General features: G+C 73.3%; 22 protein-coding genes and 1 pseudogene. 9 read left to right on the plus strand and 14 right to left on the minus strand.

Annotated features, from left to right (window positions below; all coding sequences use genetic code 11):
• Positions 1–44: 44 nt before the first annotated feature.
• Positions 45–1,004 (minus strand): cyclopropane-fatty-acyl-phospholipid synthase family protein, encoded by a 960-nt coding sequence (locus A6A08_RS23170; protein ID WP_083609243.1) that lies wholly within the window; start codon positions 1,002–1,004, stop codon positions 45–47.
• 283 nt (positions 1,005–1,287) lie between these two features.
• Between A6A08_RS23170 and A6A08_RS23175 the strand changes: the two genes are divergently transcribed.
• Complete coding sequence (locus tag A6A08_RS23175) at positions 1,288–2,682, plus strand: YcaO-like family protein (RefSeq protein ID WP_073704754.1); 1,395 nt, start codon at positions 1,288–1,290, stop codon at positions 2,680–2,682.
• Between the two features lie 103 nt (positions 2,683–2,785).
• On the opposite strand, the gene A6A08_RS23180 is transcribed toward A6A08_RS23175, so the two are convergent.
• The 4 genes from A6A08_RS23180 to cysS all read right to left on the minus strand — a co-directional run bounded on the left by A6A08_RS23180 (position 2,786) and on the right by cysS (position 6,849).
• Positions 2,786–3,808 (minus strand): DNA topoisomerase IB, encoded by a 1,023-nt coding sequence (locus A6A08_RS23180; protein WP_073704755.1) that lies wholly within the window; start codon positions 3,806–3,808, stop codon positions 2,786–2,788.
• 52 nt (positions 3,809–3,860) lie between these two features.
• A complete protein-coding gene (locus A6A08_RS23185) occupies positions 3,861–4,142 on the minus strand; it encodes a hypothetical protein (RefSeq protein WP_073705030.1) in 282 nt (93 codons plus the stop codon).
• 209 nt (positions 4,143–4,351) lie between these two features.
• Positions 4,352–5,314: a 23S rRNA (guanosine(2251)-2'-O)-methyltransferase RlmB gene (rlmB, locus tag A6A08_RS23190; RefSeq protein WP_073704756.1), complete on the minus strand. Its 963-nt coding sequence runs from the start codon at positions 5,312–5,314 to the stop codon at positions 4,352–4,354.
• Positions 5,315–5,445: 131 nt separating this feature from the next.
• A complete protein-coding gene (gene cysS / locus A6A08_RS23195) occupies positions 5,446–6,849 on the minus strand; it encodes a cysteine--tRNA ligase (RefSeq protein ID WP_073704757.1) in 1,404 nt (467 codons plus the stop codon).
• Positions 6,850–7,143: 294 nt separating this feature from the next.
• Here cysS and A6A08_RS23200 point away from each other — a divergent pair, with 294 nt between their 5' ends.
• Complete coding sequence (locus A6A08_RS23200; protein ID WP_073704758.1) at positions 7,144–8,970, plus strand: DUF2637 domain-containing protein; 1,827 nt, start codon at positions 7,144–7,146, stop codon at positions 8,968–8,970.
• A 190-nt stretch (positions 8,971–9,160) separates the two neighbouring features.
• Here the strand turns inward: A6A08_RS23200 and ispF are convergent, their stop codons facing one another.
• From ispF to phoU, 3 genes are all read right to left on the minus strand, one after another.
• Positions 9,161–9,631 carry a 2-C-methyl-D-erythritol 2,4-cyclodiphosphate synthase gene (ispF, locus tag A6A08_RS23205; protein WP_199867031.1) on the minus strand — a complete coding sequence of 157 codons (471 nt, stop codon included), beginning with the start codon at positions 9,629–9,631 and terminating at the stop codon, positions 9,161–9,163.
• A gap of 35 nt (positions 9,632–9,666) precedes the next feature.
• The gene (locus A6A08_RS23210; RefSeq protein WP_026129182.1) at positions 9,667–10,149 is read right to left on the minus strand and encodes a CarD family transcriptional regulator; all 483 of its coding nucleotides are present in this window, start codon (positions 10,147–10,149) and stop codon (positions 9,667–9,669) included.
• Positions 10,150–10,508: 359 nt separating this feature from the next.
• Complete coding sequence (gene phoU, locus A6A08_RS23215; RefSeq protein WP_073704760.1) at positions 10,509–11,171, minus strand: phosphate signaling complex protein PhoU; 663 nt, start codon at positions 11,169–11,171, stop codon at positions 10,509–10,511.
• 148 nt (positions 11,172–11,319) lie between these two features.
• Here phoU and A6A08_RS23220 point away from each other — a divergent pair, with 148 nt between their 5' ends.
• Both A6A08_RS23220 and A6A08_RS23225 read left to right on the plus strand, forming a co-directional pair.
• On the plus strand, positions 11,320–12,489 hold the full coding sequence (locus tag A6A08_RS23220; RefSeq protein ID WP_083609244.1) for an ATP-binding protein: 1,170 nt from the start codon (positions 11,320–11,322) through the stop codon (positions 12,487–12,489).
• Complete coding sequence (locus A6A08_RS23225) at positions 12,486–13,181, plus strand: response regulator transcription factor (protein WP_073704762.1); 696 nt, start codon at positions 12,486–12,488, stop codon at positions 13,179–13,181. The genes A6A08_RS23220 and A6A08_RS23225 overlap by 4 nt, the downstream gene beginning before the upstream one ends.
• Before the next feature lie 185 nt (positions 13,182–13,366).
• On the opposite strand, the gene dtd is transcribed toward A6A08_RS23225, so the two are convergent.
• Both dtd and A6A08_RS23235 read right to left on the minus strand, forming a co-directional pair.
• Positions 13,367–13,792 carry a D-aminoacyl-tRNA deacylase gene (gene dtd, locus A6A08_RS23230; RefSeq protein WP_073704763.1) on the minus strand — a complete coding sequence of 142 codons (426 nt, stop codon included), beginning with the start codon at positions 13,790–13,792 and terminating at the stop codon, positions 13,367–13,369.
• A 32-nt stretch (positions 13,793–13,824) separates the two neighbouring features.
• The gene (locus tag A6A08_RS23235; RefSeq protein WP_073704764.1) at positions 13,825–15,666 is read right to left on the minus strand and encodes a DUF2207 domain-containing protein; all 1,842 of its coding nucleotides are present in this window, start codon (positions 15,664–15,666) and stop codon (positions 13,825–13,827) included.
• 87 nt (positions 15,667–15,753) lie between these two features.
• On the opposite strand from A6A08_RS23235, the gene A6A08_RS23240 reads away from it, so the two are divergent.
• The 3 genes from A6A08_RS23240 (at position 15,754) to A6A08_RS23250 (ending at position 20,447) form a co-directional block, all read left to right on the plus strand.
• Positions 15,754–16,722 (plus strand): neutral zinc metallopeptidase, encoded by a 969-nt coding sequence (locus A6A08_RS23240; RefSeq protein WP_242422842.1) that lies wholly within the window; start codon positions 15,754–15,756, stop codon positions 16,720–16,722.
• 75 nt (positions 16,723–16,797) lie between these two features.
• Positions 16,798–17,796, plus strand: a complete 999-nt coding sequence (locus A6A08_RS23245) for a neutral zinc metallopeptidase (RefSeq protein WP_073704765.1) — start codon at positions 16,798–16,800, stop codon at positions 17,794–17,796.
• A 203-nt stretch (positions 17,797–17,999) separates the two neighbouring features.
• Positions 18,000–20,447 (plus strand): hypothetical protein, encoded by a 2,448-nt coding sequence (locus A6A08_RS23250; RefSeq protein ID WP_073704766.1) that lies wholly within the window; start codon positions 18,000–18,002, stop codon positions 20,445–20,447.
• 10 nt (positions 20,448–20,457) lie between these two features.
• Here A6A08_RS23250 and A6A08_RS23255 read toward each other — a convergent pair whose 3' ends face one another.
• The 3 genes from A6A08_RS23255 to A6A08_RS23265 form a co-directional block, all read right to left on the minus strand.
• A complete protein-coding gene (locus A6A08_RS23255) occupies positions 20,458–20,757 on the minus strand; it encodes a DUF2516 family protein (RefSeq protein ID WP_073704767.1) in 300 nt (99 codons plus the stop codon).
• Between the two features lie 183 nt (positions 20,758–20,940).
• On the minus strand, positions 20,941–21,885 hold the full coding sequence (locus tag A6A08_RS23260) for a M56 family metallopeptidase (protein ID WP_073704768.1): 945 nt from the start codon (positions 21,883–21,885) through the stop codon (positions 20,941–20,943).
• Positions 21,886–21,890: 5 nt separating this feature from the next.
• Positions 21,891–22,253 (minus strand): BlaI/MecI/CopY family transcriptional regulator, encoded by a 363-nt coding sequence (locus tag A6A08_RS23265; RefSeq protein WP_073704769.1) that lies wholly within the window; start codon positions 22,251–22,253, stop codon positions 21,891–21,893.
• 192 nt (positions 22,254–22,445) lie between these two features.
• Between A6A08_RS23265 and A6A08_RS23270 the strand changes: the two genes are divergently transcribed.
• Entirely contained in the window at positions 22,446–22,976 is a 531-nt protein-coding gene (locus tag A6A08_RS23270) for an O-acetyl-ADP-ribose deacetylase (RefSeq protein ID WP_073704770.1), read from the plus strand.
• Between the two features lie 46 nt (positions 22,977–23,022).
• Here the strand turns inward: A6A08_RS23270 and A6A08_RS29270 are convergent.
• Positions 23,023–24,332 (minus strand): annotated as a pseudogene (locus A6A08_RS29270) (cryptochrome/photolyase family protein).
• Positions 24,333–24,427: 95 nt separating this feature from the next.
• Between A6A08_RS29270 and A6A08_RS23280 the strand changes: the two are divergent.
• Positions 24,428–25,411 (plus strand): DUF523 and DUF1722 domain-containing protein, encoded by a 984-nt coding sequence (locus A6A08_RS23280; RefSeq protein WP_073704771.1) that lies wholly within the window; start codon positions 24,428–24,430, stop codon positions 25,409–25,411.
• Positions 25,412–25,736 lie beyond the last annotated feature (325 nt).

Here is a 25,736-nt window from a genome sequence, read left to right on the forward strand (position 1 = left end):
GCCCGCGGAAGCCGTCCGGGGGACGCCGCGCGGCGGAGGCGGGGTCACGGGGCGCGGGCGGTGACGAGGGTGAGGGTCCGTTCCGGGGTCCGCACGCACCGCACGTCCCGGTAGCCCGCCGCCGCCAGGTTGCGCGCCGCCTCCTCCGGTCCCCACGGGGTGATCCGGCTGCGCGACATGCGCCAGCGCACGACCGCCTCGCGCACGTCGCCGGCCGGGTCGTCGCGCAGCACGGTCGCGGTGAGCAGGCGCGCGCCCGGCCGCAGGGCCTCGCGCACGCGGGGCAGGGCCCGCTCGACGGCGTCGGGGGCCAGGGCCGCCAGGGGGAACCAGGCCAGGTCGTAGGCGTCCCGCTCGGAGAGGTCGGCCACGTCCTGCAGGCGCAGTTCGACCCGGTCGCCCAGGCCGCGTTCGGCCAGGTGGCGCTCGGCCAGGCGCAGCGCCCGGGACTGCACGTCCAGGCCGACCGCACTGGCTCCGGGGACCCGGTCGAGCACCGCGGCCGCGATGGCGCCGACCCCGGTCCCCACGTCGAGGAAGCGCAGGCCGCTCTCCTCCAGGAGGTCGCCGAACCCCGGGACGCGCTCCACCAGCAGGTCGAGGAAGGCCCCCATACGCTCGCCGGAGGCGGCGCCCTCCGCCAGGAGCGCCGCGTCGCTCTCCTCCTCGTGGCCGTCCCGGCCCGCGGCGGCGTCGGCGGCCTGGTGCAGTTGCCGCGCGACCCTGCGGGGGAAGGCCGACGGGCCGGAGGGGCCCGTCAGGAGGGTGCGGTAGGCCGGGAGCAGCCGCCACCCGTCACCGTCGGGTTCGGCGCACCCGGCGGCGAACAGCAGCCTGCCGTGCTCCCGCGACAGCGGTCGGCCCTCCGCGGCGGCGGCGAGCGCCGCCAGCGTCCAGGCTCCGTTGAGCCACGCGTCGACGCGGGCCGCGGGGTCGGGCCCCGCGGTCACGGGATCTGCGGTCGCGGGGTCGGCGGCCTCGGGGGCGGATCCGGCGTTGGCCATGGCGTGAGTGTGCCATCCCCCGCGGCCCGACGCACTCCCCCGAATCTCGGGACCCGGTTCCATATGAGCAGAACGCCTACTTTTCCGCGCTTTCATGGTGACAAGCATCACCATACTGGGGTAAAGAGTACGGGGGCGCGTACAAACCATCGCGTCCCGTGTGCCTACCGCTGAGGAGTCACGACATGGCCTGCGCCGGTTACGAGTGGACCGTTCCGCTGGAGAACGCGGACGACATCGCCCCCGCTGTCGAGGAACTGGACGAGGAGACCGCGGAGTAGCGGTGCCGCGATCCTCGTGGGTCCCCGTGTCCGGGGAGCGGGACGGCTCCGTCCCGCTCCCCGGACCGGGCGACCGGAAGTGGTCCGGTACGCGTGAGCGCGAGCTCACGCTGGAGGAGGCGGAGCGGCGGGTCCTCGCCGAAGTGCGCGCCCTCGGCTGGAGTTCGCGGTACCGGGTACTCGACGACCGGGATCCGACCGCCGTCCAGTGCGGCCTGTGGGACGCCGATGGAGCGGAGGTCCCCTACGGGCTCGGCGCCGGCAAGGGCTTGGGAGCCCCCGCGCGCGTCGGCGCGCAGTTCGAGGCCCTGGAGCACGCGTTCACCGGCCCCACCGTCCTGGAGTCCCTGCCGCTGCGGCTGGTCGACGCCGCCGACCTGGCCCGGGGCCCCTTCGCCGACGACCGCGCGGTCCGCGGCGTGGCCGCCCAGGACGGTGCCCGGGTGGCCTGCGTGCGCCACGCCGCGCTCGACGGCGGACCGCCCGTCGACGTCCCCGTGTTCCTGTGGGCGCCCTGGTACCCGCTGCCTTCCGGGGAGGCGGCGGAGCTGCGCCGCGCCGTCGGCGACACCGCCGACTACGGATCGGCGATGTCCTACAGCGTCAACTCCGGCTGCGCCATCGGCGCCACCCGCGACGAGGCGCTCCTGCACGCCCTGAACGAGTGGGTGGAGCGCGACGCGTTCTCCCTGTTCCTCCTGGGCTGCGTCTACGACGGCGGCCCCATGCCCGCGCGCGTGCCCCGCGAGGCGCTGCCCGACTTCCTGCGCGCCCACCTGGACCGCGCCCGCGACCTCGTCGGCGGCCCCGTGGTCCTGCTCGACCTGACCACCGACCTCGGTGTCCCCGTGGTCATGGCCTACGCCCCCGGACGGCGGGGAGGAGCCCCGGACCACCGCTACGGGCTCGGCGCCTCCCTGTCGGGCGAGCTGGCCGTGGAGCGCGCCGTCACCGAGTTCGTCCAGGGCGAGCTGCTCGCCCGGGTCGTGGCCGAGCAGTCGGCCTCACCGGAGCGCACCGGCCCCTTCGCCCGGCTCGTCGCCGACCACGACGTCGCCGCGGGGGTCCGGTCCCGGTTCGCCGGGCATCCCCGGCTCCTGGCCTGCGCCATGCTGGACTTCGCCGACCGGCTCGGCGAGACGGCCCCCGCCATGATGCCTCCCGAGACCGTTCCGCCGGGCACCGGCGTGGCCCTCCAGCGGGCCGCGGTCGTGGAACGGCTCTCCGGAGCCGGCCACCGCGTCGCGGCGCACCCGCTCCGGACGCTGGAGCACGGAACGACGGTCGTGCAGGTTCAATGCCCCGGCCTGGAGCGGTTCCACCTCGTCACCAAGGGCCTCCTGGCCCTTCCCGGCCGGCGGGGCCGCCGGTCCCGCCGGCGGAGCGGAGCGGGATGAGCACCGCCCCGTTCGACGGGCCCCACCGGATGCCGCACACGGCGAGGCGCCCGGCCGGTGCCGCCCCCGACCGGCACCGAACGCGGCGGCGCCCCGGCCGGGGTCAGGCGTCACCGTGCTCGCGCAGCATGCGCAGCACCGACTCCTCCACCCCGCCCTGGGTGGCGAGTTCCCCGGCGGGCACCTCCTTGCCCAGCTCCGGTAGCGCCGGGGCGATCGTCACGCCCCGCTCGTGCAGCCGGAAGACCCGCGGGTCGATGTAGGAGCCCCGGGCCACGGCCTCGGTGTTGCCCAGGTAGTCGGCCACCTCGCGGACCACGTGGGCCCTCAGGCGCGCGAGGGCCCTGTCGTCCTCGGGGGGCACGGCCACCGCGAGCCCCACCGCGGCCAGCACCGTCGCGTGCCAGGTCCGGAACTCCTTGACCGTGTGGTCCCGCCCGCTGACCTCCCGCAGGTAGGAGTTGAGGTCGTCGCTGGTCACGTCGTGCCAGTCGTCCCCCACCCGATAGGCGAACAGGTCCTGTCCCGGGGAGCGGACGCGCTGGAGCCCGGAGACCACCCGGCAGATCTCGGGTTCGGCGCACTCGACCCGCTGCTCCCTGCCCGACTTTCCCTGGAACTCGAACACGACCGTGCCGCCGGTGCGGTGGACGTGCTCGCGCAGCAGGGACGCCACCCCGTAGGAGTCGTTCCGGGCGGCGTAGGCGTCCCCGCCCGCCCTCAGGAAGCCCAGATCGACCAGCCGGACGGCCGCCGCCAGGACGCGCTCGCGCACCAGTCCGCGACGGCGCAGGTGCCCCGCCACCGTCTCCCTGATCCCGGGGAGCAGTTCCGCGAAGTCGAGCATCCTGTCGTACTTGGCCTCCTCGCTCCTGCGCCGCCACTCCCGGTGGTAGACGTACTGGCGGCGGCCCGCGTCATCGGTGCCGCACGCCTGGATGTGCCCCTCCGGGAAGGGGCAGATCCACACGTCGTGCCAGCCCGGCGGCACCACGAGTTCCTTCACGCGCCGTATCTCGCCGGGATCGGTGAGCGGGTTCCCCCGGGGGTCGTAGTAGCGGAAACCGCGCCCGCGGCGGACCCGGGTGATCCCCGGCCCGGCCGGATCACTGCGCCGCAGTCTCATGCCGCGGCCCTGCCACGGGTGGTCACGAAACCTCCTGGACCGGGGCGGCTGGTCAGGACCGTTCCGTCCGTCGGTCGGGCGCCACGTCCGCGCAGGCGTCGTCCTCCGGGTCCGGGCCGTCCTCGGGGCCGGGACCTCCGGGGATCTCGTCCCCCTCCGTGAGCCCGTCCAGACGGTCCTTGAGGAGCTCCAGCACCTCCATGCGGTCGGCGTGGCTCTCCTCGTAGCCGATCAGCGCGCGTACCTGCTCCGCCGGCAGGGAGCGGACGCGCTCCCGCAACTGCCCGACCGAGAGGTCGTCGTAGTCGGGAAGGGGAGGTGTCGCCGCCGACATGTCGCTCACCTGCGTTTCCTCTGCGGACGGTACGGACGTAGCTGCACCGCTACCCGTACGGCCGAGAGGGAAAACGAAGGCGGCGCCCCGCACGGCTCCACCGCACGGGACGCCGCTCCCCGCCAGGACCGCCACCCCGCCGGAACGGCGGGTTCCCCGGTCCCGTCAGGCCGTGTGGAGGGACGGGCCGGTCTCAGGGACGGACCTGTCTAGCCGTCGTTCTCGGCCCGGCGGCGGGCCACCTCGTAGAGGGACACCCCCGCGGCGACGGAGGCGTTCAGCGACTCCGCGTTGCCGATCGGGATGCTCGCGACCACGTCGCAGGTCTCGCGGACCAGGCGGGACAGGCCCTTGCCCTCCGAGCCCACCACGACCACCAGCGGTCCGGTGGCCAGCTCCAGGCCCGTGATCGGGGTGTCGCCCTCGGCGTCCAGGCCCACGACGAACAGGCCCTCCTTCTTGAAGGCCTCCAGGGCCCGGGTCAGGTTCGTGGCCTGGGCCACGGGCAGCCTGGCCAGGGTACCGGCGGAGGTCTTCCACGCGGTCATGTTGACCCCGGCCGAGCGGCGCTCGGGGATGACGAGGCCGTGCGCGCCGAACGCGGCGGCCGAACGCGCGATCGCGCCCAGGTTGTGCGGGTCGGTGACCCCGTCCAGGGCGACGACCAGCGGCGGGGTGTCGGACTCCAGCGCGTTGTCCAGCAGGCCCTCGGGGGTCCGGTACTGGTAGGGCCGCACCTGGAGCACGATCCCCTGGTGGGCGGCGCCGGGCTGTCCGTTGCTCTCGCAGCGGCGGTCGAGCTCGGCGCGGGTCACCTCGACCACGTCCACGCCGCGCTCACCCGCGATCCGGGCGGCCTCGTTGACCCGGTCGTCGGGGTCGAGGCTGTTGGCCAGGAACAGGCGGGTGGCGGGCATCCCCGCGCGCAGCGCCTCCACCACCGGGTTGCGTCCGACCAGCAGGTCGGAGTCCGGACGGCGGCGGTCCGAACCCGGGCCGCCCCGCGGCTGCCCGTCGGAGGGCTTGGCGCGCCGGGCGGCCTTGGCCCGCTGCTTGCCCTCGTACCAGTGCCGCTGCTCGGCGGGCAGGGTGCCGCTCTTGCCCTCGAGCGAACGACGGTTCTTGCCGCCGCTGCCCTTGGTCGGGCCCTTCTTGTTCTTCTTCGCCGGCATGGTCGCCGCCTCCCCGTACGTATCGCGAACATGCCGGAGGCACGGAGCATCCGGCTGGTGGAATCGCCGACCGGTGCGAACACGGCGGCAAACTCCCAGCCTAGTGCCGCCGTGTCACCGCACGTGCCGCCTCAGCCGCGGCGCAGGTCCCAGCGCGGGCCCTGCGGGGTGTCCTCGACCACGATGCCCGCCTCGGTGAGCTGGTCGCGGATCGCGTCGGCCGCCGCGTAGTCCTTGCGCCCGCGTGCCGCCTGGCGCTGCTCCAGGGCGACCGCCACCAGGGCGTCGACGACCTCGCGCAGCCCCTGGTCGCCGCCGTCGGCCCACTGCTCACCGAGCGGGTCCAGGCCGAGGACACCGAGCATGGTGCGCAGCTCGCCGGCGATCCGGGCGACCTGATCCTTGTCCACGGCGGCCAGCGCCGTGTTGCCCTCGCGGACGTGCCCGTGCACGACGGCGAGGGCCTGGGAGACCCCGAGGTCGTCGTTGAGCGCGGACGCGAACTCGGCGGGCACGTCGGCGGCGGGGTCGACCTCGCCCAGCACCTCGGCAGCCCGCGTGAGGAAGCCCTCGATGCGCTGGTAGGCGGTGGCCGCCTCCTGGAGTGCCTCGTCGGAGTAGTCGATGGCGGAGCGGTAGTGCACGTGGCCGAGGTAGTAGCGCAGCTCGACGGGGCGGACCTTGCGCACCATCTGCGGGATGAGCAGGGAGTTGCCCAGCGACTTGCTCATCTTCTCGCCGCCCACGACGAGCATCCCGTTGTGCAGCCAGTACTGGGCGAAGCCGTCACCGGCGGCGCGGGACTGGGCGAGCTCGTTCTCGTGGTGCGGGAAGACCAGGTCCAGGCCGCCGCCGTGGATGTCGAAGCTGGGGCCCAGGTACTTGGTGGACATCGCCGAGCACTCCAGGTGCCAGCCGGGGCGGCCGCGTCCCCACGGGGTGTCCCAGCTGGGCTCGCCCGGCTTGGCGCCCTTCCAGAGGGCGAAGTCGCGGGGGTCGCGCTTGGCCCGGCCCGCGTCGGAGTCGGCCGACTCCACGACCTGGTCGGGGCGCTGGTTGGACAGCTCCCCGTAGGACGGGTAGGAGCTCACGTCGAAGTAGACGTCACCGGAGCCGTCACCCGCGGCGTAGGCGTGGCCCTCGTCGATGAGGCGGCGCATGAGGTCGATCATCTCGGGCACGTGGCCGGTAGCCCGCGGCTCGACGGTGGGCGGCAGGCAGCCCAGGATCTCGTAGGCGTGGGTGAAGGCGCGCTGGTTGCGCTCGCTGACCTGCCACCAGGGCACGCCCTCGTCCGCCGCCACCCTGATGATCTTGTCGTCGATGTCGGTGACGTTGCGGCAGAAGGTGACGTCGTATCCCAGGTGCGTCAGCCAGCGGCGCAGGATGTCGAAGTTCACCCCCGACCGGATGTGCCCGATGTGCGGGGGCGCCTGCACCGTGGCACCACACAGGTACAGGGAGGCGGATCCCTCTCGCAGTGGGACGAACTCGCGGACCTGTCGGGCACTGGTGTCATAGAAGCGCAGACTCACGTTGTCAAGCCTATCCGCTTCCCCCTCGCACGGGCGTCACAAACCAGGAACCACAGCCCCTGCGGAAGCCCTCGCGGACATCCCCAAGTGCGTATATGTGATTAGCCGTATTCGGGCACCTGGGATGTGGGCCGGCCCTACCGCAAAGTCAGCTCCCGCGGATCGCCGGGTCGCTATCCCCTGCATATCCCGACAGAACGACACAGAACACCTTCGGGACGGCTCGTCTGGAAGCGGCCATAATCATCCGGAATCTCGTGTTCGCGGCATCGCCTCGACTACGCTGCGAAGGCGATGGCCCCTTACAACAACGCCCCCGAGTCAGGGACACGGGACGCTCGTCCCACGACAGGTCGCGGTTCGGGAGCCGGTGCTCCCGCCGGTGGCGCCCTGTTCGTCGGCCTCGTCGCCCTGTGCGCCCTCGTCATCTCCTACAACGGCATCTTCCGGTTCGCCGAGTACGGCGGGCACGAGGGCAGCTTCCTCGCCCACCTGTTCCCGGTGGCCTACACCCTGCTGCTGGTCATGGCGTGCTGGGTGAGCTACCTCCTGCGCGACGCGCACCCGCGTGAGCGGTTCTGGGTCGACCTGGTGCTGATCCCGCTCCTGGTCCTGTTCGCGGTCGCGGCGATGCTGCTGAACAACTTCCGGCTCATCGAGCGGATGCACCAGGGGGTCGCCAACGTGGTCGTGGCGGTGGCGCCGCTCGCGGGCCTGCTGGTGGCGCTCCTGCTGTGGATGGCCCTGCGCGCGCACACGCGCAGGAGGCACCGCCGCGGACCCGTCGCACGGCCGCGCCCGGCGGACGACCCCACCACGGTGCTGCACGCCCGTGCCGTGGCCCCTCCGGCGCGGGGCTCCGCCCCGTCCGGCCCCCGCGGAGAGGGGGAGGGCGCCGCCGACCGGGGCTGGAACTGGGAGAGGGACCGGTGGGACGACGAGACCGTCGCCGCCGAACCGCCGCCCCGGCTTCCCCGTGAGGACGCGCCCGGGACCGGTGAGGCACCCGAGGACGCGACGGTGCCGGAAGCAGCGCCGGAGGCCGAGGCGGTGGCCGGGACCGATGCGGTGCCGGAGACGGCGTCCGGACCGGAGGTCGACGCGGAGGCCGCCATGGACGAGGCGGACGACGCGGAGTCCTCCGTGTCGGCCGCTCCCCTGCCCCGGCGCTCCCGGGCGGAGCACAACCCGATCAGGCGGGCCGCCGAGCAGGTCCCGGTGGTGCCCGGCGCCGCCGCACCCGCCGGTCCCGAACCCGAGCCGGTCGTGGTGGTGCCGGACCACCTCGCCGACGAGGGGTTCGACCACGAGCCGCCGCCCGGCGACCCCGCCTCGGACGAGGCCGACTCACCGACGGCCGAGGCTCCGGCGTCCGCGGACTCCCCGGAGCCCGAACCGGAGCCCGCGCCCGGACACGGGCCGCCGGACGCCGACCGGGACCCCGGAACCGGGTGGACCCCCGAGCGGGAGTCCGGGCCGCAGACCGGGCGGGAACCCGAACCGGAGCCCCGGCCCGGACCGGGACCCGAACACGTGTCGGCGGAGGGATCCGGGCGACCGCGGGAGCCGGAGGGCCCGGTGGAGCCCGAGGAACCGGAGCCCGTCCCGTCCGCGAGGGCCTGGGAGGAGCCCGGGACCGGACACGACCTGCCGCCCGAGGCCCCGGACGGGACCGAAGGGACTGATGGAGCCGACGGGGCCGAAGAGCCGGGCACCGCGCTCTGGGAGCCGCCCGAGGACGACTCCGACGCCGGTGCCCGCGTCCTGTCGGACTACGTGCCGCCGGTGTGGACACCGCCGGAGGATCCCTCACCGCCCGCGGAGGAGTACCGGGCGCCGGAGACGACACCCGTGCTGGACCACGACGCGGGCCCCGAGGTGCGCGCGGCGCTGCGGATCGACGACGTGCCCCCGGGTGCCGCACGTCCCTCGGACGAGCCCGCGGAGCCCGCTCCGGAGCCGGAGGTCCACGGCGGACCCGCCACGGAGCGGCGGGCCCCGCAGTCGCCGTTGGAGAAGCGCCCCATGGTGCTCAAGCCGCGCAGGCCGCCGATGACGGACTTCACGTCGGGTCCGCCGTCACGGCGTGTGCGCAGTGAGCCGCTCCGCCCCGACGAGTGACCGCGCCTGTCGGCGCGCGGGGGACGGCGGTCCGAAGGACCCCGGTCGCCCCGCGCGCGTGGCCGGCCAGAGGGCTCCGCCTCGGCGCCGGGCCGCGCGGACACCCGCACCGCGTCGTGTCCCTCGTCTTCGGGCCCTTCCGCCGGGTCCTTCGGCGGCACCGGTCGGCCCGTCGGCGAGGGGAGCGGGTTCAGTCCGCGGGAGCGCACAGGGCCGTCGCGACGGCCGCTATGCCCTCTCCTCTGCCGGTGAGGCCCAGGCCGTCGGTCGTGGTCGCCGACACGCTCACGGGCGCTCCCACGACCTCTGAGAGCGCCTTCTCGGCCTCCGCGCGCCTCGGGGCGAACTTGGGGCGGTTGCTGATGATCTGGACTGCCACGTTGCCGATCTCGAAACCGGCCGCGCGTACGCGTGCGGCGGTCTCGGTCAGCAGGGCGGCGCCCGAGGCGCCCTTCCACCGCGGCTCCGCGGTCCCGAAGTTGGACCCGAGGTCCCCCAGACCGCAGGCGGACAGCAGCGCGTCGCACGCGGCGTGGGCGGCGACGTCGCCGTCGGAATGGCCGCTGACGCCCTCTTCTCCCGGCCATTCCAGGCCGGCGAGGAAAAGTGTGCGTCCAGGAGAAAACGGGTGGACGTCGGTTCCGACGCCCACCCGAGGCATTTTCGTCATGAATTACGTGGTTCCGAGACCGGGATTCAGTTCGTGAGAACCTCGTCGAGGAGGGCCTCGGCCTTGTCCTCGTTGGTCTTTTCGGCGAGGGCGAGTTCGCTGACGAGGATCTGCCGCGCCTTGGCGAGCATCCGCTTCTCGCCGGCGGACAGACCGCGCTCCTTGTCCCGCCTCCACAGGTCCCGAACCACCTCGGCGACCTTGTTGACGTCACCCGACGCCAACTTCTCCAGGTTGGCCTTGTAGCGCCTGGACCAGTTGGTGGGCTCTTCGGTGTGCGGTGCGCGCAGCACCTCGAAGACCTTGTCCAGGCCCTCCTGCCCCACCACGTCGCGAACGCCGACGTCCTCGGCGTTCGCGGCCGGCACACGCACCGTCAGATCGCCCTTGTCGACCCTCAGAACGAGGTAGGTTCTGTCCTCGCCCTTAATGGTGCGAGTCTCGATCGCTTCAATACGAGCAGCCCCATGATGGGGGTAGACAACAGTGTCGCCGACCTTGAAAGCCATGTGACAGGTACCCCTTCCGCTACCACAAGGATACCATGAATCTGTGACTTAACGTACCTATTAGGTTTGCGAACACGCAGGTCAGGCCACACTTTTCAGGGCTTGACAAAGTCTACCCGAAGCCCGCGGCATGCCTGGTCAGGCCATGTACGGAAGGGCTTCCGGGCTCTCGGGCGGGGCCTCGGACACCCCTTCGCGCGGGCTTCTCCGGGGGCGCGCGAGGGCGCCGGAGCGACGGATGTCACCACACCGGGTCACCTCCGGCACACGGCCCCGGAGACGGCCGCCGGCCCCGGCCGGACCGGCCCGGGAGGTACCGCGCACGGGCCGCGGCCGCCCCCGTCACCCCCTCCGGACCGTCACCCCTCCGGGTCGTAGTCCTCCCGTTTCTCCCCCGTCACCATGTAGACGAGGTTGTCGGCGACGTGCACCGCGTGGTCACCGAAGCGTTCGTAGAACCGGCCGACCAGGGTGACGTCCATGGTGGCCTCCACCCCGTACTCCCACCCGGGGGCGAGGATGCGCTGCAGCAGCTTGCGGCGCAGCCGGTCCATCGTGTCGTCGTCCTTGTCCAGCTCCAGCGCGGTGTCGGGGTCGCGCCCGGTGATGACCTCGCCGGCCTTCGTCACCAGCAGCTCCGCCTGGTGCCCCATCTCCAGGACGATCGACCTGATCGGCTTGGGGATCGCCGAGTCCGGGTGCCGCCGCCTCGCGATCTTGGCCAGGTGGACGGCGTGGTCGCCCATCCGCTCCAGGTCGCCGCGCATGTACAGCGAGGTGATGATGGTCCGCAGGTCCGAGGCGACCGGCTGCTGCCGCGCCATCAGGCTGAAGGCGGTGTCCTCGATATCCTGGTCGAGTCGGTTGATCGCCTCGTCACCGGAGATGACCTCCTGTGCCGCGTCCAGGTCACTGTCCAGCAGTGCCGTGGTCGCACGCGCGACGGCGTGCCGGGCGAGCCTCGTCATCTCGACGAGGCGTTCGCTCAGGCTGTCTAGGTCCTCGTGGTAGGTATCGCGCATGGCGTCAATGCTCCCAGTGGTTGCTTGAAGGATCGGCCAAGAATCGGTGAACGATGGAAGAAGCTCGGTTGTGTCACATGCCCTGACCGGGTAAAGATCCCGTCCGCACGTTTACGATCGAAACGTGCAAGGGGAACTTCTCGCCGCTGTGACCGGCATCATCGGACTCGTCACGGGCGTCGTCATCGGCGTCCTCGCCGGTCCCTTCTTCCGTATGGGCGCCGCCTCCCGACAGGCGCCGGCGCCGGAGCGCCGGGACGGGAGTACGCTTCCGCCCGGTATCGCCGAGGTGCTCTCCGCGCTTCCCTCCTCCGCCGTGGTGCTGGACTCCGCGGACAGGGTCCTGCGCGCCTCCTCCGCCGCGCGCGCCTTCGGCATCGTCCGGGGCGAGGAGCTGGTGATAAGCGAGCTCCTGGCCCTGGCCCGGCAGGTGCGGCGGGACGGCGTCATCCGGGAGACCGACATCGAGGTGGCCGTACGCAAGTTCGGCCCCGACGCCACGTCCTTCGCCGTGCGGGTGGCCCCCCTCGGGGGGACCGGGCTGGTGCTGGTCCTGGCCGAGGACCAGACCGAGCACCGGCGCCTGGAGGCGGTGCGCCGCGACTTCGTCGCCAACATCTCGCACGAGCTGAAGACCCCGGTGGGTGCCCTGTCCCTTTTGGCGGAAACCGTACAGGACGCCAGCGACGACCCGGAAGCCGTGCGACGCTTCACCGAGCGCATGCAGACGGAGGCCTCCCGGCTGACCGCCGTCATCCAGGACCTCATCACGCTCTCCCGCATCCAGGGCGCCGAGCCGATGGCCGAGCCCACCCGGGTCGACCTCGGCCCCGTCGTGGAGGAGGCGCTGGACTCGGTGCGGATGCCCGCGGACGCCAAGGGCATCGAGCTGGTCGGCAGCGGCGCCGAGGGCGTCACGGTCCTGGGCGACGAGGGGCTGCTGGGCACGGCCCTGCGCAACCTGGTCGCCAACGCCGTGGCCTACAGCCCCAAGAACACCCGGGTCGCCGTGTCGGTCGGGGTGTCCAGGTCCAGCGTGGACATCAGCGTCGCCGACCAGGGCATCGGGATCCCGCAGCAGGACCTGGAAAGGATCTTCGAGCGGTTCTACCGTGTGGACGCCGCTCGGAGCCGGGCCACCGGAGGTACCGGTCTGGGCCTGGCGATCGTCAAGCACATCATGACCCACCACCGTGGAGAAGTGACCGTGTGGAGCAAGGAGGGGTCGGGGTCGACGTTCACTCTGCGTCTGCCCAGACCTGAGAGCCGGGGGCCCGAGGCCGCCCGGAACACCGACCGTCAGGAGGCGGCACAGTGACGCGTGTACTCGTTGTCGAGGACGAGGAATCCTACAGCGACGCCCTGTCGTACATGCTGCGCAAGGAGGGCTTCGAGGTCGCCGTGGCGCCCACCGGGACCGTGGCGCTGGAGACCTTCGACCGTACCGGGGCCGACCTGGTGCTGCTGGACCTGATGCTGCCCGGGCTGTCCGGCACCGAGGTGTGCCGGACCCTGCGGCAGAAGTCCAACGTCCCCGTGATCATGCTGACCGCCAAGGACTCCGAGATCGACAAGGTCGTCGGTCTGGAACTGGGCGCCGACGACTACGTGACCAAGCCCTTCTCCTCCCGCGAGCTGGTGGCACGTATCCGCGCGGTGCTGCGCCGCCGGGGCGAGGACGAGGTCGTGCTGCCCGCCGCCCTGGAGGCCGGTCCCGTCCGCATGGACGTGGAGCGGCACGTGGTGACCGTGCGCGGCGACAACGTGCAGCTCCCCCTGAAGGAGTTCGAGCTGCTGGAGGTGCTCCTGCGCAACGCCGGGCGGGTGCTCACCCGGATGCAGCTCATCGACCGCGTGTGGGGCGCCGACTACGTCGGTGACACCAAGACGCTCGACGTGCACGTCAAGCGGCTGCGCGCGAAGATCGAGGAGGACCCCGGCAACCCGAGGTACATCGTGACCGTGCGCGGTCTGGGCTACAAGTTCGAGCCGGTGACCGTCGACGTCTGAGGGGCACGGGACCTCCTCCACCAGCAGCTCCCTCCTCCCCGCGGGTCCTCCCGTGTCCCGGGCCGCGGCGTCGGCCGCAGCCCGGGGCGCGCGCCGTTCGGGCCCCGGGGCCGTCGGCGGCCCGGGCCCCGGGCGCGGCCCCGCCGTGCGGCGGCCCGCACCGGGACGGGGCCTCCCGCCCCGGGTCAGGCCTCCAGGACGACGGTGAAGGGCCCCTCGTTGGTGAGGGCGACCGACATCTTCGCGCCGAACACCCCCGTGGCGACCTCGGCGCCCAGCTCACGCAACTCCTTGACGACCGCGTCCACGAGGGGTTCGGCGACCTCTCCGGGGGCGGCGGCCTGCCAGGTGGGGCGGCGGCCCTTGCGCGCGTCGCCGTAGAGCGTGAACTGGCTGACCACGAGCAGCGGCGCGCCGGTGTCGGAGCACGAGCGCTCGTCCTCCAGGATCCGCAGCGTCCACAGCTTCCTGGCGATCCGGGCCGCCTCGGCCGCGGTGTCGGTGTGGGTCACCCCCACCAGCGCCATCAGGCCGGGCTCGGTGATCCGGCCGACCACCTCGCCGTCCACCGTCACCGACGCGTGCGACACCCGCTGTACGACCGCGCGCATGGTTCCTCCCTCGTGTTGCCTTCCGGACGGTCCTACCGCCGCTGGAGCTGGTTGAGCAGCCGCAGCCGCCGGGCGTTGGTGATGATGCCGGTCAGCGTCACCGCGAACGTGCTGATGGAGTCGGCGAAGTCCTCGATCCGCCACTCCCGTGGTCCCGTGTACCAGGCCAGGCCGTCGCCGGTCAGCTCGTCGGGGGTCAGGTCGGTGAGCGCCGCGGAGGCCAGGATGTTCGCCCAGCGGTCGACGTCGCCGAAGATCACCGCGTAGGGCAGGTAGCGCGAGTACAGCTCCACGCGCTGGCCCGGGGGCGCGCTCGCCGAGCGCGGGCCCAGCAGGTAGTCGCGAAAGCCCACGGTGTGCGCGTACACCGAGCTGCCCAGTGCGGTCTTGGCGGGCATGTACTGTGCCCCCGCCGTGACGGCGGCGCCCGCGATGATGACGGCCAGGCCGGTGAAGGCCGCGCTGGTGAACACCGCGAGGACGCCGGTCAGGACCACGCCCGCGGCCGTCACGGCCATGCCGGCCGTGCTCCAGCGGCTGCGCACCTGGTTGGGCGAGCGGGCGAACCACCTCATCCGCACCATGTCCCGGTACAGCTCCTCGCGCACCCGGTCGATGCGTGCCGGGAAGTCGGACGACGTGTGGGGGGAGCCGACCTGGGACAGGCGGATCGTCCGGCGTCCCCCGAACAGGGCGTCCAGCAGCATCCACTCGTAGGCCAGGAGGGTGTCCTCGGGCGGGCCGTCCAGGCGGACCAGGCGCCAGTCCACGGACGTGAAGTTCTCGTGCGGCAGCTCCTCCAGGCGGACGTAGCCGCGGACCGCCAGGTCGACCACGGCACCGGTGAGGTCGGTGATGTCCACGGTCTCGTTGACGAGCGTGCCGATCTGTCCGGCGTGCACGCCGTCCGGCGGGGCGAACCTCAGCCGTCCGTGCTCGCTCTCGGCCACCGGCGCCTGTTCGCCGGCCGCGGCCTCCTTGCGCAGCGCGCGCTCGTCGCGGCCCCGGACGCGGATCAGCACCGCCAGGCCGCCCAGCAGGACCACCAGCAGGAGGCCGAACACGCCGGCGGTGGCCGGGGTGACCGCGAACGCGGACGCCAGCGACCAGCGGCGGGTGAGGATGGGCTCCCCCTCGGCGGTGCCGGAGGGGTAGTTGACGACGATGTCGAGCCTGTCGTCGGGGTCCATGTCGGCCTGGAGGAAGTGCGCGACCCCGGCCTCGGGACCCATGTCCGAGGCCGTGCAGTACATGGCGCTGCGGGGCTCCCCCGCCAGGCAGGAGAGCGCCTCGGGGGGCAGCGGCGCGGTGACGGTGACGTTGGTGGACTGGACGGTGTGGCTGTAGGCGCCGACCGCCCGCCACTCCATCTGGACCCCCTGGGCGACCTCGCTGACGGTTCCGCTCACCCGGTAGGTGAGCACCGCCCCCGCGGTCCCGGCGGTGGGGATGTCCGCGAAGAGGGCCCCGTTCTCCTTGCGCACGTCCACGTCGAGGGGGTCGCCGTCCAGGTCGGTGGCACGCACCCCCGTGACCTCGAACTCGCGGTCGTGGTCGGTGTCGTACAGCATCGTCTCGGTGAGGGCCCGGGTGAAGACCGCCGGGGCGCCGCCGGAGAAGGAGATGGTCTCCTCGCCGTGGAGGATGCCCGCACGGTCGAGTTCGAGCCGGATGTCGTTGGTGATCTCCGGGTCCGAACGGTCCCCGGAGGCGGCCGTGGGGCTCCCCGGTACTGTGGGGGCCGGTGCCGCCCCCGTCGCGGCGCGGGCCTCCCCTCCCGGCCACGCGACCGCGGCCCCGGCGACCAGCGAGGACAACACGAAGACGGCCGTCGCCACCGCGACGGCCGGGCGCCAGGAGCCAACCCACCACATGACGCGAGAGCCTATCCGGTCCCCCGGTGTACCTTCCCTCCAGGGCACGGCGTCCGACGTCGTGCCCCGGCTCCGCGGGGAGCCGCCGTGCTGAGGCGCGGGCCCGCCGCGGGCCCCGACTTCTGGTCCGAGCACCCCGGGTTCCTCCAGCGGATGGGCATCGGGGTGTCGCTCACGCTGGGCACGGGCCTGGCCGCGGCGGGGTTCACCGCCTTCCTCACGATCTCGGCCCTGCTGCCGTCGTCGAACGCGTGGTCGCACCCCGCGTCGCTCCCGGTCGCCGAGGCGGACGAGGAGGCGGGCCGGACGGCGGACGGGGCGTCGGCGGGGCGGCCGGTGGCCGGGACCGGCGAGGGCGACCTGCTCGGCGGCAACCTGCTGTACCGGATCGGCGAACTCGGCGAGGTGACCTGCGAGGCGCCCGTGCTGGACGAGGAGGACCCCGCGTCGGTGGAGGCCTTCGTCCATGAGATCGCCGACTGCCTGGACCGGGCGTGGGGCTCCTACTTCGAGGCCGCGGGGATGGAGTTCACCGCTCCCAACCGGGTGTACTGGTACGCCGCCGGGCACAGCCCGTGCGGGGCGTTCCCCACCGAGGGCACCGCGGCCTTCTACTGCCAGGCCAACCAGGGCCTGTACCTGGGGGTGAGGGACATCGTGGCGGCCTCGGCGGGCAGCGACAGGCCCGAGGCGTACACGTTCCTGCTCAGCCACGAGTACGGGCACCACGTGCAGGGGCAGTCGCGCATCCTCGCCGAGTTCCACAGTGCGCGCGCGGGTGTGGACCAGGAGGAGGCCGACGAGCTGACCAGGCGAAACGAACTCCAGGCCAATTGTTTGGGAGGGGTTTTCCTGGGTTCCTCGAGTCAGTCACTGGGGTTCGGCGGGTCCGAACGGGAGAATATCCTCGACGACGTCGAACTCCGCGCCGACCGGGGAGACGAGCACACCCACGGTTCGGTGGGGAACAGCCGCCTGTGGACGGCGCACGGCATGGACCGTGTGGATCCGGCGGCGTGCAACACGTGGAACGCCCCCGAGGAGCTGGTGCGGTGACGCGTCGGCGGGGGCACGGGCAGGAACCGGTCCGTACGGCCCGGTGGACGGTGACGACAGGGCGGGCGGACAGGGGTGTACGCAGGGTTCGGTGATTCGCCGGCGTCCGCGGCGCGCCGCGCCGACCGGCGGGCGTCCGGTCTGGTGACCGCTCTCGTGGTGGTACTGCTGGCGCTGGCGCTGCTGTCGTGGACCACGGCCGGTGACGAGGAACCCCGGCCCGACGCGTCCGCCGACGGCACCGGCGCGGTCCCCGACTCCGACGACAAGCCCGGCCAGGACCCCTCGGGGTGGACCGGGGACGGGGGTCGGACGGGGCTGTCGGAGCGGTTCGGGCAGCGGGAGCGCCCCTCGGGGCACGCGGCGCTGGTCGACAACCCCCTGTACGGGACCGGGCGGCTGAGCCCGCGGCCGTGCCCGGTGGCCGAGCCGGACGTCGACGAGGCGGAGTCGATGGAGGCGTTCCTGAACTCGGTCGCGGACTGCCTGGACGACGCCTGGCGCACCCAGTTCGCCCGTGCGGGGCTCCCCTTCGCCCCTCCGGAGCGGGTGTTCTGGGAGGAGCCCGGGGTGAGCCCGTGCCGCTCGTACCCGTCGCGGGCCGGCGCGTTCTACTGCCGGGCGAGCGCCAGCATCTACATCGGCACCTCGGACGTGGTGGAGAAGTGGAACGGCGCCACCCGCAGCGTGGTGTACGCCTCCCTGCTGGCCCACGAGTACGGCCACCACGTGCAGGGGGAGTCGGGCCTGCTGGAGTACTACCACGAGCAGCGCGAGCTGAGGGAGGACCCCCTGGAGCGCAACTCGTGGACGCGCCGCAGCGAACTGCAGGCGAACTGCCTGGCCGGGGCTTTCCTGGGGTCGGTCCGGGTGAGCTATCCGCTGGACGACGGCGACCTGGCGGCCCTGTTGACGGACGCGGCGGCCACCGCCGACCGCGAGGACAGCCCGCCGGAGGACCGCACGCACGGCTCGGCGGACAACAGCGTCAGGTGGACCCGGAAGGGCTGGGAGGAGCAGACGCCGGGGGCGTGCAACACCTGGGACGTGCCGGACGAGTCCCTCGTGCACTAGGCCCTCCGGCCCGCCCCTCGACCACGCTGCGGACGGGGACCGGGCCGCACGCCCTGAGCACCCGGCGCGCCCACATCCCCGGTGGCGCTTCCCCGCGCGCTTTCCCGCGGCCGGGCGGCGCCGTGGGAAGGGCCCCGTCGGCGTCCTCCACAGGTTCGGTGGAGTGCTGCCGTCCGGACACCCAGCGTGGCAGGATGCTTGATATGTCGGACCTCGCCGCATCCCCCAACCCGTACGAGCCTGACCCGACCGCCCCCGTCCCCCGCTCCCCCGAGACCTCCGCCGTCCCGCCCGAGCGCGCGGGTCCCACGCGTGAGCGCGTGGAGTTGCGCGTGCACGGTGTCAGCGGCGGGCAGGCCGAGGAACTGCTGGACGTGGAACCCGCCATGCGGGTGGGCGGCGACCGGTTGGCGGGGTTCTTCCGGTGGCGCCGCGAGCCCGACACCGAGACCGTCCCGGGCGTACGCCGGGAGATCTTCGCCTGGGGCAACCTCACCTCCGGGAGCTCCTCCCGGGCGTTCTGGCTGCTGCTGTTGCCGTTCATGCTGGTCAACGTGGCGTACTGGATGCGGCCGGGCCGGATGGACCGCGACCCGACGGGGGCGCGGAGGCTGGCCAACAACACCTACGGCGCGGGCGTACGGCTGCTGGCGCTGTCCCTGACCGTGCTCATCACCCTGGCCGCGGCCGGGTTCGGCATGGACCTGGTGGCCTGGCAGTGCGCCGCCGGGCAGGGTGAGGCGTGCGTGCGGGCACGCCCGTGGCTGGCGTTCCTGGGCTCGCCCTCCTCCCCGCTGTCCGCGCCGGGCCCGGCCCTGGTGGTGGGCGCGGTGCTGCCGGTGGCCGTGGTCGTGGTGCTGTGGCGGCTCTCCCGGCGCACCGCCGCCGACTACGAGGTCGTGTCCAGCTCGGTGCCGCCCCGGCCCAGCGCGGCCGCCCCGCTGAGCCACGCCGACTTCTGGCGCAACAGCGAGACCATGGCACGGCTGCGGTCGGCACACATCTCGGTGGCCCTCGGCACGGTCGCCGCGCTGCTGCTCCTGCCCGCGCTCCGGCACGACCTGGCGCCGGCGGTGGAGGGCCTTCCCGCCGGGCCCGGCCCCTGGGTCGCCGGCACGGTGCTGGCGGTACTGCTCGCGGTGGTGGCCGCGGCGAGCACGCTGAGCGTCCTGGTCCCGGGCGCGGACCCCCGCTGGAACGCTCGGGCCGACCGGCTCTGCCGCCTGCTGCGCGACGCCACCCTGGTCCTGGGGCCGGCGGTGGTCGCGTACACGCTGTGGCCCCGCCCGGAGTGGACGGCCTCCGGACGGCTGCCCGGCGGCGGGGCGATGCTCAACACCCTGTTCGCGGTCCAGGTGACCCTGGTGCTGGTGATGCTGGCGGCGGCACTGGTGCTGTTCGCCTCCGACCGGGCCCACGACGACACGGCGATGCTCGGCGTGGCGGGGCCGGCCACGGCCGCCTTGGGCGCCCTGCTGGGCGGTGGCTTCTCGGCCGCGCTCGTCTACCAGGGCTCACTGCTGCTGAGCGGCTGCGGCTCCCTGGCCACGCCGGAGGTGGACTGCCTGCCCCTGTCGGTGCCGACCGCCTACTCGTGGCTCCAGCTGGCCTTCGCCCTGGAGGCGGCCATCGCGCTGGCCGTGGTGATGGTGCTCGCCCTGAGGCTGCGCCGCGGCACCCGGGCACACCTGACGGGGGTCACCGAGGACTACGCGCGCAGCGTGCGCGACCGCCGGACCTGGCACATCGCCCACGCGCGGGCGTCGGGCCGGATGACCGAGGTCCTGCCGTCCGTGCTGGGGGCGTTCCTGCTCCCGGTGGTGGCGCTGGGCGCGCTCGCGCTGTACTCGGCGCTCTCGGACGACCTGGCGGCCGGTCCGGCGGCCGCGGCGACGGCCGCGTCCAGCGCGCCCCACGAGGTGCGGGAGGCCGCCCAGGGGGTGGTGTCGGGGCTGACCGGCGTCGGATCGCTGCTGGGCGGCGCCGCTCTGGTGGCGCTGGTGTGGATCGGGCGCAGCGCCTACCGCGACCGGCCCACGCGGCAGGCGGTCGGGGCGCTGTGGGACGTGGGCACGTTCTGGCCCAGAGTGGCGCACCCGCTGGCGCCGCCGTCCTACGCGGAGCGGGCGGTGCCGCAGCTGTCCGCCCGGGTGGCCCTGATGTGCCGGGAGGGCACGGACGTGGTGCTGTCGGGGCACTCACAGGGCTCGGTGCTGGCGGCGGCCACGGTGTGGCAGCTGCCCACCGACTGCCTGGGCCGCATCGCGCTGCTCACCCACGGCTCGCCGCTGGACCGCCTGTACGCCCGCTACTTCCCCGCCTACTTCGGTCCGGGGCCGTTCGCCGACCTGCGGGAGCGGGTGTCGGCGTGGCGCAACCTGTGGCGGGTCACCGACGCGATCGCCGGGCCGGTGCGGATGCGCGCCCCCTCCGGCGGGCCGGGTGCCCTGCTCACCGTGGAGCAGGCCGAACCTCTGCCGGACCCGCGCTCGTACGACGCACCGCCGGGCGAGGCAAGACGGCCGGAGGTCCTGGGCCACTCCCACTACACGGGTGATCCCGCCTACGCCGCCGCGCTCCGGCGGGTGCTGGGGGCCATAGAGGAGGCGGAGGCGCCCCGTGAGGGCGCCGTCGGGGGGTGTTCTCCGTGAGGCGGATGCGCTACCAGGGGCCGTAGGGACCGCTGTTGTTGCTGCCTCCGGTGCCCTTGACCGCCGGGCGCACGTCGAGCAGGAAGACGAGGGTGGCGACCAGGCCGAGGATGACGAACATCCCCCTGCCGGAGAACACCGCCAGCAGGGACAGGGCGGTGGCCACGCCGGTGAGGACGACCCACAGCTTCTTGGTCTGCTTGTCCATCAGCTCGAACGCCGCGGCCGGTGTACGGATCGCCTCGATCAGGGCGTACAGGCTGGCCACGAAGGTGACCAGGTAGATGGCCTTCCAGATCAGGTAGAACAAAACGCACACTCCCGAGGACGTTCAGAGCGGGGGGTCCGCCCGCTCTCCCACCGTAAACGGACCGGCGGCGCCGATCGTGCCCGCCGAGGCACGTCTCACACGCGCCGTCGGGCCGGGGAGGCGGGCGGGCCACGCGGGCCGTCCCGGGGCCGGAGGGCGGCCGGTCGCCACCGGCCGGAGAGGTCAGAGAGGGATGTGCCAGAGGCAGGTGACCGTCGCCAGGAGGAACGCGGACGCGCCCATGATGAAGGCGCCCGTGTGGTACGGGAGTTCGTCGTCGGGGCGCAGGAGGCGGTTGACGCGCCGCATCACCCCGGGCTCGGCCTCGGGGACGGCGGCCATCGCACCGGCGGGCACCGGGGCCGGTCCCGCGGCGCCGAAGCGCAGCAGCGCCATGGCCAGCTCGCGCGAGGAGCTCTTGCGGCGGGCCTGGTCGTCGGCGCACATCTCGATGAGCAGCGCGACGCTCTCGTAGTAGGTGCGCACCAGGCGCACCCGCGGGAAGGCGCGCTTGAGCGAGGAGAAGGGCAGCAGCACGAGGTCGTGGCGCTGGCGCAGGTGCGCGCGCTCGTGGGCCAGGACGGCGGCCAGCTCGCGGTTGTCGAGGACCGCGAGGGCTCCCGCGCTGATGACCACCTGCGAGCGGAGCACGCCCGGGAGGCAGTACGCGGCGGCCGCCGGGTGGTCGACCACGCGGGCGCCGGGGACGTCGGGGTGGTCGCTGGCGACGAGTTCGAGGAGGTCGTAGTGGCGCCGGCGGACGCGGACCACGTGGACGAAGGAGGAGACCAGCCCGCAGAAGAGCACGAGGGTCAGCACGACCGCCAGGACCACGGCCGCGATGTGGGTGATGCCCTCGAAGCCCTGGGAGAGCTCGGCGAGGAGCAGTTCGCCGGTGACGATGTCGGTGGCCAGGGCCATGGAGCCCCCGGCCGCGCCGAGCTGGTAGGAGGAGAGTCCGAAGGCCAGCAGCGCGCCGATGGTGGACACACCCCAGGCCAGTCCCAGGGCCTGCCAGGTGATCACGGCGGTGTAGGGGCCCCTGGAGGGCCACTCGGCCCGGTGGAGGGCCTCCATTGCGATGAGGCAGCAGACCGCGACGAAGGTGAGAAGGGCGGCACTGACCATACGGACTAGTTCCTTGGCTGCTCGGTTTCCGCGAGTGCGCGCCGAAGCGCGTCAGCCTGCTCGCCGTCCATGGACTGGACGAAGGCGGCCAGGGCGGCGTCGCGGTCTCCTGTCTGTCCGAGCGCGTCGAACATCAACTCGGAGACGTATGCCTCGCGGCTGGCTGCCGGACGGTAACGCCACGCACGACCCTCACGTGCCCGGGTGACGACCTTCTTCTTGGCGAGCCTGTCGAGCACGGTCATGACGGTCGTGTGCGCCAGGTCGCGTTCGGCGAGAGCCTTACCGACCTCACGAACCGTCATTGGTTCGTTCCGTGCCCACAGTACATCCATCACCGCGCGTTCGAGTTCGCCAAGCCGATTCATGCCTGTGAGTCTACTGGGGGTCGTACTACCCGTTGTCGTACCCCCAGGTTAAATCCTCATCACCTGCGGGACAAGGGATTGCGCCCTCACAGCCAGAGGGGATCCACGCGGCGAACCGGCCGTCCCGGAGGCTGGACTCCCCCGCGCCCGTGGTCGATACTGCCCACCGAGCACCGGAAGGAAGCACCGCCCATGGCCTCTCCGAACCACTCCCGGATCTCCGTCGTCCGGGGCGACATCACCGAGCAGAGCGTCGACGCGATCGTCAACGCCGCCAACAGCTCCCTCCTGGGCGGCGGCGGGGTGGACGGCGCCATCCACCGCAGGGGCGGCACGTCCATCCTGGAGGAGTGCCGCCGGCTGCGCGCCGGGCACTACGGGGGCGGCCTGCCCGTCGGGAACGCGGTGGCGACCACGGCCGGCCGGCTGCCCGCCCGGTGGGTGATCCACACCGTCGGCCCGGTCCACAGCACCACCGAGGACCGCAGCGCGCTGCTCGTCTCCTGCTACGGCGAGTCCCTGAGGGTCGCCCATGAGCTGGGCGCGGAGTCGATCGCCTTCCCCGCGATCTCCGCGGGCGCCTACAGGTGGCCGGTCGAGGACGCGGCGCGCATCGCCGCCTGGGCGATCCACTCGGCCCGGGTCCGCGTACCGGAGATCCGCATGGTCCTGTTCGACGACACCGCGTTCCGGGCCTTCCAGGCGGCCTTCGCCCCCCGCTGATCCGGCCGCGTTCCCATGTGCCCGGGAGGGCCCGCCGCGCCCGGCCTCACCGGCCGGGATCGCCGACGGGCGGCGGGTAGCCGCGGGGCGGGCGCTCCTCCCGCCACGGAGTGCGGGCTCTTGCGCCGGGCAGGTCGGCCAGCTCCGGCAGGTAGCGGCGGACGTAGACGCCGTCGGGGTCGAACCGGCGTGCCTGGCGCAGCGGGTTGAACGACCGGTTGGGCCGGGTGTCGTTACCGGTGCCCGCCACCCACTGCCAGTTGCCGTAGTTGTTCGCCACGTCCCCGTCCGTGAGGTGGGCGTGGAAGTGGTCCGCGCCCCGGCGTCAGTGCACCCGCAGGGTCCGGGTGAGGAACGCGGCGGCGATCATGCGCGCCCGGTTGTGCATGAAGCCCTATGGAGCCCTCCCGCAGCAACTGGCGCATCCCGGCGTCCACGATCGGTACACCGGTCCGTCCCTCCCTCCAGGCGTCGAGGGCGTCGGGGTCGTCGTGCCACCGCTTGTCGCGGGGCCGGTAGTCACGGACGTTCATCCCCGGGAAGGCCGAGGTGACCTGGTGGTGGAAGTCGCGCCAGGCGAGCTGGCGGACGAACGCGCCTCCGCCGGGGCGGCCCCTCGCGGACAGGGCGACCTCCAACGGGGACAGGCAGCCCAGGCGCAGGTCGGTCGACAGCCGCGAGGTCGCGGCGTCGGCCAGGTCGTCGTGCCGGTCGGGGTAGTGGGCCAGTCCCCGCCGCAGCCATGACCCCAGGCGTTCGCGGGCCGCGCGCTCGCCGCTCCGGGGCAGCTCCTCGGCGCGTCCGCCCAGGCCGCCCTCGTCCCCGTGGGGAGGCTCGCCGGGGGAGAGGCCCTCGGGCAGGCGCACGCGGCCCGGAGCCGGGGCCGGCGCGCGCCAGGCGCGGGCCTCCCACGCCCGCCAGTAGGGCGTGAACACCTTGTAGTGGTCTCCGCCCACGGGGGTGACCTCCCCCGGGGGGACCACGGTGAGTCCCGGGAAGGCGCGCACGTCCGCCCGCCTCGCGCAGACGGCGCACGCGGCGGGCGGCGAGGGAGCTGACGCCGTCGATGACGTGCACGGTCGCGGATCCGGTGGTCCTGGCCAGGGCGGCGATCTCCTCCGCCGTGTCCCCTCGGCGGAGGACCAGGTCGCCGCCGCGCTCGCGCAGCGCGGCCCGCAGGTCGGCGAGGGCGTCGGCGAGCAGGGTGACGCGGTTGCGCGCGGACCGCTCCGCCACGGCGGGGTCGAACACGAACACCGGCAGGGTCGGGCCCGGACGTTCGAGCGCGGCGGCCAGGGCCGGATGGTCGTGGACGCGAAGGTCCTGCGTGAACAGGACGATGGTGGCCGGGGCCAAGAGGCGCTCCCTCGCTCGACGCGATCAGGCGGAAAACCATGGTCCTCCCCCGTGCGGATCCGGTGCCGAGGCCGGGGCCGGGGTAGGAAGCTTCCATGAAGAAGAGCCTCTCACCTGCGAGGACCCACACGGTTCGTCCCCGGGTCGGAGTGTCCAGTTGCCTGCTCGGCGCTCCGGTGCGCTACAACGGCGGGCACTCGCGCTCACGTTTCCTCACCGACGAGCTCGACCGGCACGTGGACTGGCTCCCGGTCTGCCCCGAGGCGGAGATCGGCCTGGGCGTCCCGCGCCCGACCCTGCGCCTGCAACGCCGGGAGGGGGAGGACCGGGTGGTCTCCAGCGCCGACGGGGCCGACCACTCGGACGAGCTGGCGCGGACCGCCGACCACCATCTGGCCCGGTTGCGCCTTCTGGACGGGTACGTGCTCAAGAACAAGTCGCCGAGTTGCGGCCTCTTCGCCCTGCCGGTGTTCGACGACGACGGCGGCCGCGTGGACGGCAAGGGGAGGGGCGCCTTCGCACGGCGCCTCACCGAGCTCCTTCCCGCGCTGCCCGTGGAGGAGCAGGGCCGCCTGATGGACCCCGTGCTGCGCGAGATGTTCGTGCAGCGGGTGTTCGCGCACGCCAGGCTGCGGGAGCTGTGGGAGTCGCCCTGGCGCCCGCGCGACCTGGTCGTGCTGCACACGCGGCACAAGCTCCAGCTGATGTCGCACTCGCCCGACGGCTACAGGGAGACGGGCCGGATCGTGGCGCGCGCGGGAGCCTCCGCCCCCGAGGAGACCGAGGCCGCCTACACGGAGGCGTTCCACCGGGCGATGGCGGTGCGGCCGAGCCGGGGCAAGCACGTCAACGCCCTACAGCACGCCTTCGGGATGCTGAGCCCGCTGCTGGACGACGCCCGCAGGCACGACCTGCTGGCGGCGATCGAGGACTACCGGCACGAACAGGTACCGCTGAGCGTCCCGGTGGCCCTGTTGCGCCACCACTGCACGGCGGAGGACGTCGCGTGGGCCCGCGACCAGACCTACCTCCGCCCCTACCCCGACGAACTGCGGCTGCGGCACTCCGTCGCGGTCTGATCCCCGGACGGCCGCGGCACGGACACGCCCACGGCGCCGCCGGCCGCGGTGAACGGTGTTCCCGGGTCCCGGTCGGCTCCCGCCGACCCGGCCCCGACGCCGCCGGGCTCCCTGTGGCGGTCGCCACGTTCGGCCCGCGCGCGGTGCCGCGGCCCCGCGGAGGCCGGAGGTGCTCCCCGCCCGGCGACGTGGGCATCCCCGCGCCGGTTACACCGGGGAACGCCCGGAGTCAACACCCGGCCCCTCGAACGAACCGGTGGGGAACAGTGTGTACCTTCGTCGCTGTTGACGACAGCGGCTGTGCACACGACCTGAAGGGACCCGC

Source organism: Nocardiopsis sp. TSRI0078 (assembly GCF_001905145.1).
In the GTDB taxonomy this organism is placed as follows: Bacteria; Actinomycetota; Actinomycetes; order Streptosporangiales; family Streptosporangiaceae; genus Nocardiopsis.

What these genes read in the sequence shown, in the direction of transcription:
- A6A08_RS23170 (WP_083609243.1), bottom strand. Translation starts at nt 1,004, where the DNA reads ATGGCCAACGCCGGATCCGCCCCCGAGGCCGCCGACCCCGCGACCGCA.
- A6A08_RS23180 (WP_073704755.1), bottom strand. Translation starts at nt 3,808, where the DNA reads ATGAGACTGCGGCGCAGTGATCCGGCCGGGCCGGGGATCACCCGGGTC.
- A6A08_RS23185 (WP_073705030.1), bottom strand. Translation starts at nt 4,142, where the DNA reads ATGTCGGCGGCGACACCTCCCCTTCCCGACTACGACGACCTCTCGGTC.
- rlmB (WP_073704756.1), bottom strand. Translation starts at nt 5,314, where the DNA reads ATGCCGGCGAAGAAGAACAAGAAGGGCCCGACCAAGGGCAGCGGCGGC.
- A6A08_RS23200 (WP_073704758.1), top strand. Translation starts at nt 7,144, where the DNA reads ATGGCCCCTTACAACAACGCCCCCGAGTCAGGGACACGGGACGCTCGT.
- ispF (WP_199867031.1), bottom strand. Translation starts at nt 9,631, where the DNA reads ATGCCTCGGGTGGGCGTCGGAACCGACGTCCACCCGTTTTCTCCTGGA.
- A6A08_RS23210 (WP_026129182.1), bottom strand. Translation starts at nt 10,149, where the DNA reads ATGGCTTTCAAGGTCGGCGACACTGTTGTCTACCCCCATCATGGGGCT.
- phoU (WP_073704760.1), bottom strand. Translation starts at nt 11,171, where the DNA reads ATGCGCGATACCTACCACGAGGACCTAGACAGCCTGAGCGAACGCCTC.
- dtd (WP_073704763.1), bottom strand. Translation starts at nt 13,792, where the DNA reads ATGCGCGCGGTCGTACAGCGGGTGTCGCACGCGTCGGTGACGGTGGAC.
- A6A08_RS23235 (WP_073704764.1), bottom strand. Translation starts at nt 15,666, where the DNA reads ATGTGGTGGGTTGGCTCCTGGCGCCCGGCCGTCGCGGTGGCGACGGCC.
- A6A08_RS23250 (WP_073704766.1), top strand. Translation starts at nt 18,000, where the DNA reads ATGTCGGACCTCGCCGCATCCCCCAACCCGTACGAGCCTGACCCGACC.
- A6A08_RS23260 (WP_073704768.1), bottom strand. Translation starts at nt 21,885, where the DNA reads ATGGTCAGTGCCGCCCTTCTCACCTTCGTCGCGGTCTGCTGCCTCATC.
- A6A08_RS23265 (WP_073704769.1), bottom strand. Translation starts at nt 22,253, where the DNA reads ATGAATCGGCTTGGCGAACTCGAACGCGCGGTGATGGATGTACTGTGG.
- A6A08_RS23270 (WP_073704770.1), top strand. Translation starts at nt 22,446, where the DNA reads ATGGCCTCTCCGAACCACTCCCGGATCTCCGTCGTCCGGGGCGACATC.
- A6A08_RS23280 (WP_073704771.1), top strand. Translation starts at nt 24,428, where the DNA reads ATGAAGAAGAGCCTCTCACCTGCGAGGACCCACACGGTTCGTCCCCGG.